This is a genomic window from Corallococcus sp. CA053C, from assembly GCF_003611675.1.
GTDB lineage: Bacteria > Myxococcota > Myxococcia > Myxococcales > Myxococcaceae > Corallococcus.
The window spans coordinates 1-12,030 of sequence record NZ_RAWA01000305.1 but is presented as its reverse complement, the minus strand read 5'-3'; the positions used below and the strand labels follow the sequence as shown (position 1 = coordinate 12,030).

Annotated in this window: 3 protein-coding genes; all 3 read left to right on the top strand. The window is 70.2% G+C overall.

The window, feature by feature from the left end:
• Nucleotides 1–18: 18 nt before the first annotated feature.
• Nucleotides 19–10,575: a non-ribosomal peptide synthetase gene (locus D7V97_RS30795; RefSeq protein WP_120614200.1), complete on the top strand. Its 10,557-nt coding sequence runs from the start codon at nt 19–21 to the stop codon at nt 10,573–10,575.
• Nucleotides 10,576–10,626: 51 nt separating this feature from the next.
• Nucleotides 10,627–11,787: a 50S ribosomal protein L11 methyltransferase gene (locus D7V97_RS30790; protein ID WP_120614199.1), complete on the top strand. Its 1,161-nt coding sequence runs from the start codon at nt 10,627–10,629 to the stop codon at nt 11,785–11,787.
• Nucleotides 11,788–11,849: 62 nt separating this feature from the next.
• Nucleotides 11,850–12,030, top strand: a 181-nt coding sequence (locus tag D7V97_RS30785; protein ID WP_199728989.1) for a hypothetical protein, incomplete at its 3' end; no start/stop codon positions are given.

Below are 12,030 nucleotides of genomic sequence, written 5' to 3'. Positions count from 1 at the left end.
GGGCTGGAGCGGGTAGGGGTGGAGGACAACTTCTTCTCGTTGGGTGGGCACTCGCTGCTGGCGACGCAGGTGATGGCGCGGGTGCGCAAGGCGCTTGGGGTGGAGCTACCACTGCGAGCGCTCTTCGAGGCGCCGACGGTGATGACGCTGGCGCGGCAGGTGGAGCAGGCGCAGCGCGGCGGCGAAGCGTCGACGCCGATGGAGAGGCGCGGGCGTGACGGCGTGCTGCCGTTGTCGTTCGCGCAGCAGCGGTTGTGGTTCCTGGAGCAGTTGCAGCCGGGCAACTCCGACTACAACGTCCCCGGGGCCCTTCGTCTCCAGGGAGTGCTGGACGTGGGCGCGCTGGAGCGCAGCTTCCAGGAGTTGGTACGCCGGCATGAAGTGCTGCGCACGGTGCTGCCGTCGGTGGAAGGAGAGCCGCGCCAGTCCATCCTCGCGGAGTCCACGCTTCGAATGCTGCACGTGGACCTCTCGGGATTGAACGCGGCCGAGCGTCAGACGGAGGTGGAGCGGCTGGCGCGAGAAGAGGCACGCGCACCGTTCAACCTGGAGCAGGGCCCGCTGCTGCGGGTGACGCTGCTGAAGCTGGGTGCGCAAGAGCACGTGCTGCTGCTGACGATGCACCACATCGTCTCGGACGGCTGGTCGCTGGGCGTGCTGGTGAAGGAAGTGACGGCGCTCTACGGGGCGTACGCGGCGGGGAAGGAGTCGCCGCTTTCGGAGCTGCCGCTGCAGTACGCGGACTACAGCGCGTGGCAGCGGGAGCGGTTGAGTGGCGAAGTGCTGGACGCGCAGCTGGGTTACTGGAAGACGAAGCTCCAGGGGCTGCCTCCGGCGTTGGAGCTGCCGACGGACCGGCCGAGGCCGGCGCTGCGCACGTCGAAGGGCGCGCAGTACGGCGTGAAGCTGGACGGAGCGCTGACGCGGGAGTTGAAGGCACTCAGCCGCAAGCAGGGCGCGACGCTGTACATGACGCTGCTGGCGGCCTTCCAGACGTTGCTGCACCGGTACACGGGGCAGGTGGACGTGGCGGTGGGCTCGCCCATCGCGAACCGGACGCGGGTGGAGACGGAAGGGCTCATCGGCTTCTTCGTCAACACGCTGGTGATGCGCGGGGACTTGTCCGGAGCGCCGGGCTTCACGGAGCTGCTGGGCCGAGTGAAGGGCACGACGCTGGAGGCGTACGCGCACCAGGAGGTGCCGTTCGAGAAGCTGGTGGAGGTGCTGGCCCCGGCCCGTGACCTGGCGCGCACGGCCCTCTTCCAGGTGATGCTGGTGCTGCAGAACGCACCGGCGCCGTCGCTGGAGTTGGGCGCGGTGAAGCTGGAGATGCTGACGGTGGACAGCGGCACGTCGAAGTTCGACCTGACGTTGTCGCTGGTGGATGGGGAGGAGCTGGAAGGGTTTCTGGAGTACAGCACCGACCTGTTCGAGGAGGAGACGGTCGCGCGATTGATGGGCAACTTCCGGCGCCTGCTGGAAGCCATCATCGCGAAGCCGGAGCAGTCCATCGCGACGCTGCCGCTGCTGAGCGAGGAAGAGCGCCAGACGCTGCTGGTGACGTGGAACGCCACGGCGACAGCGCGGCCGGTGGACCAGACCATCCACGAGCTCTTCGAGGCGCAGGCGGCCCGGACTCCGGACGCCGTCGCCCTCATCCAGGGCCCCAGGCGCATTTCGTACGCGGAGCTGAACCGCCGGGCGAACCAGGTGGCGCATCACCTGCTGCGGCATGGCGTCGGGCCCGACGCACGGGTGGGGCTCTTCATCCGGCGTTCTCCCGAAGTGGTGATCACGATGCTGGGGGTGCTCAAGGCGGGAGGCGCCTATGTGCCGCTCGATCCGGGCTACCCGGTGGAGCGCCTGCGCTTCGTCGCCTCCGATGCGCGCCTTTCGCTCGTGCTCGCGCATGGCGAGCGGGAGACGGCGCTCGTCAGCCCTGGCGCGACTCTTCAGTGGGTCGACGTGGATGACGCGGCGGTCGCCGCGGAGCGCGGGACCAATCCCGGCCTGAACGTTCCGCCAGACGCTGCGGCATACATCATCTACACGTCCGGTTCGACGGGGACGCCGAAGGGCGTCGTCGGGCTCCACCGTGGCGCCGTCAACCGGTTCCGGTGGATGTGGGCGCTCTATCCCGCGGGCTCGGACGAGGTCTCCGCGCTCAAGACGTCGAGCAACTTCGTCGACTCCGTCTGGGAGACCTTCGGCCTGATGCTCCAGGGCGTTCCGTCGGTCATCCTCTCCGAGGAGACGGTGCGCAGTCCGCGGTTGCTCGTGGAGGCACTGGAGGCGGAGCGGGTCACGCGGATCGTGCTGGTCCCCTCGCTGCTCAGCGTCCTGCTGAAGGACGAACCGCAACTGGCACAACGCCTGTCCCAGCTGCGCTACTGGACGTCCAGCGGCGAGGCGCTGCCCCTGGAGCTGGTGCGGCTGTGCGAAGAGGTGCTGCCGGGCCGGAAGCTGCTGAACCTGTATGGCTCGTCGGAAGTCTCCGCCGACTCGACCGCCGTGGAGGTGACGTCGGCGCAGTCCGTCCCCGGTGTTCCCATCGGACGGCCCATCGACAACACGCAGGTCTACCTGCTGGACGCGCGGTTGCAGCCGGTGCCGCTCGGCGTGGCGGGGGAGCTGTACATTGGCGGCGCGGGGCTCGCGCGGGGCTACCTCTTCCGCCCGGACCTGACGGCGGAGCGCTTCATCCCGGACCTGTACTCCGGCGTGCCCGGAGCCCGGCTCTACCGCACGGGCGACCTGTGCCGGTACCGGCGGGATGGCACCCTCGATTACATCGGACGCGTTGATCGTCAGGTGAAGCTGCGTGGCATGCGCATCGAGCTCGGTGAGGTCGAGTCGGTGCTCGCGCAACATCCCGCCCTGCGGGACGCGGTGGTCGCGCTGCACGCGGCAACCCCGGGCGGGCCCCGGCTGGTGGCCTATACCGTGGCCCACCAGACGCCGGCCCCCACGCCCGCGGAGCTGCGGCAGTACCTGGGCCAGCAGCTTCCCGAGTACATGGTGCCGTCCGTGTTCGTGGCGCTGGAGCGGTTGCCGCTGACCCCGAATGGCAAGGTGGACCGCAAGGCGCTACCGGCACCGACGGCCGAAGGCCTGGCGGTGGCGGAGGGCTACACGGCGCCGCGCACGGCGGTGGAGGAGCTGCTGGCGGGAGCATGGGCGGAGGTGCTGGGGCTGGAGCGCGTGGGAGTGGAGGACAACTTCTTCGCGCTGGGCGGGCACTCACTGCTGGCGACGCAGGTGATGGCGCGGGTGCGCAAGGCGCTTGGGGTTGAGTTGCCATTGCGAGCGCTCTTCGAGACGCCGACGGTGGCGACGCTGGCGCGGCAGGTGGAACAGGCGCAGCGAGGCAGTGAAGCGTCGACGCCGATAGAGCGGCGCGGGCGTGACGGCGTGCTGCCGTTGTCGTTCTCACAGCAGCGGTTGTGGTTCCTGGAGCAGCTGCAGCCGGGCAGCCCCGACTACAACATCCCCGCGGTCCTCCAACTGCGCGGGACGTTGGACGTGAGCGCGCTGGAGCGCAGCTTCCAGGAGGTGGTGCGCCGGCATGAAGTGCTGCGCACGGTGCTGCCGTCGGTGGAAGGAGAGCCGCGCCAGTCCATCCTCGCGGAGTCCACACTTCACTTGAGGCAGGTAGATCTCTCCGCGCTGGAGGTGTCCGCACCGGAAGTGGAGCGGCTAGCGCGGGAAGAGGCACGCTCGCCGTTCAACCTGGAGCAGGGCCCGCTGCTGCGGGTGACGCTGCTGAAGCTGGGTGAGCAGGAGCACGTGCTGCTGCTGACGATGCACCACATCGTCTCGGACGGGTGGTCGCTGGGCGTGCTGGTGAAGGAAGTGACGGCCCTCTATGGGGCGTACGTGGCGGGGAAGGAATCCCCGCTGGCGGAGCTGCCGCTGCAGTACGCGGACTACAGCGCGTGGCAGCGGGAGCGGTTGAGTGGCGAAGTGCTGGAAGCGCAGCTGGGGTACTGGAAGACGAAGCTCCAGGGGCTGCCTCCGGCGCTGGAGTTGCCGACGGACCGGTCGAGGCCCGCGCTGCGCACGTCGAAGGGCGCACAGTACGGCGTGAAGCTGGACGGGGCGCTGACGCGAGAGTTGAAGGCACTCAGCCGCAAGCAGGGCGCGACGCTGTACATGACGCTGCTGGCGGCCTTCCAGACGTTGCTGCACCGGTACACGGGGCAGGTGGACGTGGCGGTGGGCTCACCCATCGCGAACCGGACGCGGGTGGAGACGGAGGGCCTCATCGGCTTCTTCGTCAATACGCTGGTGATGCGCGGGGACTTGTCCGGCGCACCGGGCTTCACGGAGCTGCTGGGCCGGGTGAAGGGCACGACGCTGGAGGCGTACGCGCACCAGGAAGTGCCGTTCGAGAAGCTGGTGGAGGTGCTGGCCCCCGCCCGTGACCTGGCCCGCACGGCGCTCTTCCAGGTGATGCTGGTGCTGCAGAACGCACCGGCGCCGTCGCTGGAGTTGGGCGCGGTGAAGCTGGAGACGCTGGCGGTGGACAGCGGCACGTCGAAGTTCGACCTGACGTTGTCGCTGGTGGACGGCGAAGAGCTGGAAGGGTGGCTGGAGTACAGCACCGACCTCTTCGAGGAGGAGACCGTCGCGCGGTTGATGGGCAACTTCCGGCGACTGCTGCAAGGCATTGTCGCGAAGCCGGAGCAGTCCATCGCGACGCTGCCGTTGCTCAGTGAGGAAGAGCGCCAGACGCTGCTGGTGACGTGGAACGCCACGGCGACAGCGCGGCCGGTGGACCAGACCATCCACGAGCTCTTCGAGGCGCAGGCGGCCCGGACTCCGGACGCCGTCGCCCTCATCGCAGGTGGGGAACGCATCTCCTACGGCGACCTCGCCCAGCGCGCTCGCGTGCGGGCTGGCTACCTCCAGTCGCTCGGGGTGGGGCCGGAGACTGTCGTTGCGTTGTACCTTGAGCGCTCCGCCGAGACGGTCATCTGGCTCCTGGCCATCCTGGAGGCGGGGGGCGTGTACCTGCCGCTCGATCTGGCGGCTCCGCGCGAGCGTCTGGCCTTCATGCTGGAGGACGCTCGCGCCTCGGTGCTGCTCACCACGTCCTCGTTGCTCGACCGGTTGCCGGAGTCCGCGGCCCGCGTCGTCTGCTCCGACAAGGCGTCGGCCGCGATTGCCTCCGCGAGCCCGGTGGCCCATGTCCGGGGCCACTCCGCGCGGCTGGCCTATATCAACTACACCTCGGGATCGACGGGGCGCCCCAAGGGCGTCAGCATCCCGCACGGCGCGGTGGTCCGGCTGGCCCTCGCGTCCAACTACATCCGCATCACCCGGGAAGACGTCCTGTTGCAGTTCGCTCCGGTGTCGTTCGATGCCGCGACATTCGAGATCTGGGCCGGCTTGCTGAACGGCGCCTCCGTGGCCGTGGCGGATGCGGGCACGCTGTCGCTGGAGGAACTGGGCCGGGGGCTGCGGCGCGACAAGGTCACCACCCTGTGGCTCACCGCTCCGCTGTTCCACCAGATGGTCGATCACCACCTCGACGATCTGCGCGGGGTGCGCAACCTGCTGGCAGGCGGTGACGTGCTGTCGCCCGCGCACGTGCTGCGCGCGATGGAAGCCCTGCCGGGATGCCGGATCATCAACGGCTACGGGCCCACCGAGAACACCACCTTCACCTGCTGCGGTCCCGTGGAGGTGCTGCGTGATGGGGCGCCGGTGCCTATCGGCAGGCCGCTCGACGACACCCAGGTGTACCTGCTGGACGGCCGGCTCCAGCCCGTGCCGGTCGGCGTGCCGGGCGAGCTCTACACCGGTGGCGCGGGACTCGCCCGGGGCTACCTGCACAACCCGGGGCTGACGGGCGAGAAGTTCATCCCCAACCCCTTTGGCCCTCCGGGCTCACGCCTCTATCGGACGGGCGACCTCGCGCGCTACCTGCCGGATGGGCGGGTGGAGTTCCTCGGTCGCATCGATCAGCAGGTCAAGATCCGCGGCTTCCGCATCGAACCGGCGGAGATCGAAGCGGTGTTGTGCGACCACCCCGGTGTCTCCGCTGGCGTGGTGGAGGTGATCCACACCGCCACCCGCGAGAAGCGACTGGTCGCCTACGTCGTGCCGCGAAGCCAGCCGGCTCCCACGTCGACGGAGCTGCGGCAGTACCTGGGCCAGCAGCTGCCCGAGTACATGGTGCCTTCGGTGTTCATGCTGCTCGAAGCCATGCCGCTGACGTCGAACGGCAAGGTGGATCGCAAGGCACTGCCGGCGCCGACGGCCGAAGGACTGGTGGTGGCGGAGGGCTACACGGCGCCGCGCACGGCGGTGGAGGAGTTGCTGGCAGGAGCGTGGGCGGAGGTGCTGGGGCTGGAACGCGTGGGAGTGGAGGACAACTTCTTCGCGCTGGGCGGGCACTCGCTGCTGGCGACGCAGGTGATGGCGCGGGTGCGCAAGGCCCTGGGCGTGGAGTTGCCGCTGCGAGCGCTCTTCGAGACGCCGACGGTGGCGACGCTGGCGCGACAGGTGGAGCAGGCGCAGCGAGGCGGCGAGGCGTCGACGCCGATGGAGCGGCGCGGGCGTGACGGCGTGCTGCCGTTGTCGTTCGCGCAGCAGCGACTGTGGTTCTTGGAGCAGTTGCAGCCGGGCAACTCCGACTACAACGTTCCTGGGGCCCTTCGTCTCCAGGGAGTGCTGGACGTGGGCGCACTGGAGCGCAGCTTCCAGGAGTTGGTACGCCGGCATGAAGTGCTGTGCACGGTGCTGCCGTCGGTGGAAGGGGAGCCGCGCCAGTCCATCCTCGCGGAGTCTTCGCTGCGCCTCGCGCACGTGGACCTCTCGGGGTTGAACGCAACCGAGCGTCAGGCGGAGGTGGAGAGGCTGGCGCGCGAAGAGGCGCGAGCACCGTTCAATCTGGAGCAGGGCCCGCTGCTGCGGGTGACGCTGCTGAAGCTGGACGCGCAGGAGCACGTGCTGCTGCTGACGATGCACCACATCGTCTCGGACGGCTGGTCGCTGGGCGTGCTGGTGAAGGAAGTGTCGGCCCTCTACGGGGCGTACGTGGCGGGGAAGGAATCCCCGCTGGCGGAGCTGCCGCTGCAATACGCGGACTACAGCGCGTGGCAGCGGGAGCGGTTGCAGGGCGAGGTGCTGGACGCGCAGCTGGGGTACTGGAAGACGAAGCTCCAGGGACTTCCCCCCGCGTTGGAGTTGCCGACGGACCGGCCGAGGCCGGCGCTGCGCACGTCGAAGGGCGCGCAGTACGGCGTGAAGCTGGACGGAGCGCTGACGCGGGAGTTGAAGGCGCTCAGCCGCAAGCAGGGCGCGACGCTGTACATGACGCTGCTGGCGGCCTTCCAGACGTTGCTGCACCGGTACACGGGGCAGGTGGACGTGGCGGTGGGCTCACCCATCGCGAACCGGACACGGGTGGAGACGGAAGGGCTCATCGGCTTCTTCGTCAACACGCTGGTGATGCGGGGCGACTTGTCCGGCGCACCGGGCTTCACGGAGCTGCTGGGCCGGGTGAAGGGCACGACGCTGGAGGCGTACGCGCACCAGGAGGTGCCCTTCGAGAAGCTGGTGGAGGTGCTGGCCCCGGCGCGAGACCTGGCCCGCACGGCGCTCTTCCAGGTGATGCTGGTGCTGCAGAACGCTCCGGCACCGTCACTGGAACTGGGCGAGGTGAAGCTGGAGACGCTGGCGGTGGACAGCGGCACGTCGAAGTTCGACCTGACGTTGTCGCTGGTGGACGGCGAAGAGCTGGAAGGGTGGCTGGAGTACAGCACCGACCTCTTCGAGGAGGAGACGGTCGCGCGGTTGATGGGCAACTTCCGGCGACTGCTGCAAGGCATTGTCGCGAAGCCCGAGCAGTCCATCGCGACGCTGCCACTGCTCAGTGAAGAGGAGCGCCAGACGCTGCTGGTGACGTGGAACGGCCAGACGCGGCCCGCTCCGTCGACACGCTACGTGCACCAGCTCTTCGAGGACCACGCGGAGCGTGCGCCGGACGAACTCGCCGTGGCGAGCGAGGAGGGTGCGCTCTCCTACCGCGAGGTGAACCGCCGGGCCAACCGGCTGGCGCGTCACCTCCAGTCGCTCGGAGTGGGGCCCGAGGTCGGCGTCGGCATCCTCATGGAGCCGTCGTTGGAGATGCTGGTGGGCGTGCTGGGCATCCTGAAGGCGGGCGGCGCGTACGTGCCCATCGCGCCTTCGTTCCCCGCGCAGCGCGTCCGCTACATCCTCGAGGACTCGCGGGTCCCGGTGCTCCTCACCGTGTCCGCCCTGCGGGACGCGGGCTCCGCGCCCGGCGTCCACGTCCTCTGCCTGGACCAGGCCGACGCGGTCCTGGCCGCCCAGGACGACAGCAACCTGCCCAACGCGGTGACGCTCGAGAACCGCGTCTACGTCATCTACACGTCCGGTTCGACGGGCATGCCCAAGGGCGTCGTCGTCGAACAGCGGCAGGTCCTCAACTACCTGCACGCCATCGTGGAGCGCTTCGGCCTCAAGCCCGGTGCGCAGTACGCGATGCTGCAACCGCTGGCGGTGGACTCCTGCAAGACGGTGTTCATCCCCGCGATGTGCGCGGGCGGAACGCTGCACGTGATGTCCCGCGAGCGGGCGTCGGATCCGTTCGCGGTGCGCGAGTACTTCCAGCGTCGCCACATCGACGTGCTCAAGATCACCCCGTCGCACCTCGCGGCCCTGGTGGACGCCTGCCCCCAGCGCGAGATGTTCCCCCACGCCGTGCTGGCCCTCGGGGGCGAGGCCTCGCATTGGGAGTGGATCCGCGCCGTGCAGCCGCTGGCTCCCTCCACGGCCTTCCACATCCACTACGGCCCGACGGAGACGACCGTGGGCATGCTGACCTACGCCATCCGGCCCTCCGCGGTGCAGCGCGGCGTCCGGGTGCCGCTCGGTCGCCCGTTGCCCAACACGCGGGTGTTCGTCCTGGACCCGGCGATGCAACCGGTGCCCGTGGGCGTCACCGGCGAAATCTTCATCGGTGGGGCGTGCGTGACGCGCGGCTACCAGGACCGCCCGGAGCTGACGGCGGAGCGCTACGTCCCCGACCCCTTCAGCGCCACGCCCGGAGGACGGCTGTACCGCACCGGCGACCAGGCACGGTGGCTGCCCGAAGGGGACATCGAGTTCCTGGGGCGCACCGACCACCAGGTGAAGATCCGCGGCTTCCGCATCGAACTCGGTGAGGTCGAGGCCGCGCTCAAGCAGCACGACGTCGTGCAGAGCGCCGTCGTCATCGCTCGCGAGACGGGCACCGGCGACAAGCGCCTGGTGGCCTACGTGGTCCCCGCGCGCCCTGACGCCGGGGAGCCGCGGGCCCTGTCGCGCGCGCTGCTCGACTTCCTCCGGGAGCGGCTGCCGGACTACATGCTCCCCGCGGAGGTGATGCTCCTGGACGCGCTGCCGCTCACCGCGATGGGGAAGGTCGCGCTCAACGCCCTGCCGGTGCCTTCGGGCGAGTCGGCGCCGCGCGAGGCGGTGGTGCCTCCGCGCACCGTGCTCCAGGCCCAGCTGGTGGAGGTCTGGGAGACGGTGCTGGACACAAGGCCCGTCGGCATCACCGACAACTTCTTCCAGTTGGGGGGACACTCCCTGCTGGCGGTGAAGCTGCTGGCGGCGATCCGCCACCGGTTCGGCCGGGGCATCTCGCTGGCCGGCCTGTTCCGCAACCCCACCATCGCCCACGTGGCGACGCTGCTGGAGTCGTCCGCGGAGCCGCGGCGCTCTCCGGTGATGGTGACGCTGCGCACTGGAGGCGCCGGCACGCCCCTGTTCCTCGTGCACGCGGTGGGCGGGAACGTGCTGGGCTACGTGGGGCTCGCCCGCGAGCTGGGTCCCGACCGGCCCGTCTACGGCCTCCAGGCCCCCGCGCCCGACGCTCCGGCCCGGGCCCTGGAGGAGCTGGCGGCGCTCTACAACGAGGAGCTCCGGCGCGTGCAGCCGCAGGGCCCATACCTGCTCGGCGGCTGGTCCATGGGCGGCGTGCTGGCCTATGAGATGGCGCGGCAGTTGACCGAGCAGGGCCAGGAGGTGGCGACCCTGGCGTTGCTCGACACGCACCTGCCTCCCGGCCACCGCGCGGTCGTCGACGGACACGACGCGCTGCCCGTCATGGCGCGGTTCGCGGCGGAGCTGCTGCGCATGCGCCAGCAGGATCCCGGCCCGTTCCTGGAGCGCTTCCTCCGCCTGGAGCCGGAGCAGCAGCGCACGCTGTCCCTGGAGTCGCTGCGGAGCGCCGGGGTGCTCGGCGAGGAGTCCTCGGTGGAGGACCTGCGCGAGCTGCTGGAGGTCTTCACGCGCAACACCCGGGCGCTGGAGGCGTATCGCCTGCGGCGCAGCGACCTGCGCGCGGTGATGTTCCAGGCGACGCGGTCGGAGGCGCCGGAGGGGCTCGCGCGCGAATGGGCGGCGTGGGCGACGGGCGGTGTCGAACGGCACGAGGTGCCGGGCGACCACTTCACGATCCTCCAGGGGGCCGGGGTGCGGGAGCTGGCGGAGCAGTTGAGGCGGTACCTGGACGCGGCGGACTCGCGGCGGGAGCGGGGCGGCGCGCGCGGCCCCTAGGGCGCGGCGTCTTCCGGCACGTCACACCAACCAACGAAGGGGAGCATCACCATGAAGATCCATGCACCTGCGCTGTCGGTGATTCGCGAGTTCCTCGACGACGCGTTGTACGCGCTCGTCGACCTGCGGCTGTCCTTCGAGGTGGAGCGGGCTCCCACCGGGTTCCCCCGCTTCCAGCCCCTCCAGCAGATCGTGGGCCGGCTGGATGCGTCGCACCAGGTGCTCTTCCGCCTCTTCCGGGTGGGCGAGGCCGTGGACGACGCGGCCGTCCGCGCCGCCATCCCGGGCCGGGTCCTCGAAGCCCTCCAGGAGGTGGAGCTGCTGGAGCGGGAGGCGTCCGGGCAGTGGCGCACGCCCAGCCTCCTCATCGTCCCCGCCGAGGGGATGAACCTCATCGTGAGCGTCCCGGCGTCGTACCCGACGCTGACGCGGCCGTGCCTCACCTGGTTCGACCTGTCCTCCTTCGTCGTGGCCCGGGCCCTGCCGGGTTCGCTCCAGGGCCAGCGCGTGCTCGACATCTGTTCGGGCAGCGGCCTCCAGTCGCTCTTGTGCGCCGCGCGCGGGGCCTCCCACGTCGTGGGGCTGGAACTGCACGAGGACGCGGTCCTCATCTCCCGCGCCAACGCGCACCTCAACGGACTGGACGCCCGAGTGGAGTTCCGCGCGTCCAACGCGCTGTCGGCGGTGAAGGACGGGGAGACGTTCGACTTCGTCGTGTGCAACACCCCATATGATCCGATGCTCGGCGCGCTGGAGGTGCCGGCCTCCGTGGAGGGCGTGGGCAACAGCGTCCTGTGGACGGTGCTGGAGCGACTGCCCGCCCACCTGTCACCCCGGGCCCGGGGCATCCTGGGCACCTGGCGCGCCGTGGGCCACCAGGGGTCGACCGCCGCCCTGCGCAGGGCCTCCGAGCGCCTGGAGAAGGAGGGCTTCAGCACCAGCGCCTACGTGGACCGCGCGCCGGACACCGTGGAGAGCGTGCTGAAGACGCTGCAGGGCCACGTGGATCAGCGCGAGGGCGGCCCGACCCCGCGCGGCGCTGAGCTTGTCCAGGGGGTGCGCGCGCTCTTCCAGGGGAGCCAGCCTCCGATGGACGGCTTCTACAACCAGCTCATCTTCTTCCGGAAGGAGCGCCCCGACGCGCCAGTCGGCTCGCGCGCCATCTTCGGGCTCTCCGCCCCCACGCCCGCGAATACCGCCAGCAAGGCCTGATTCGACGTGTGCCGCCGGCGACTTCGGCGGTACGTAGGCGCCCTCTCTCCCTGGAGTCCTTCATGTCCGCCGCACCGACCCGCTCCTCCCCAGAGTTGACGCTCGACCCCGAGGACTGGGAGGCGTTCCGCAAACTCGCGCACCGGATGGTGGACGACACGCTCGAGCACCTGGCGACGCTGCGCGCGCAGCCCGCGTGGCAGCCGATGCCCGCCGGGGTGCGCACGAGCCTGGAGGAGGAGC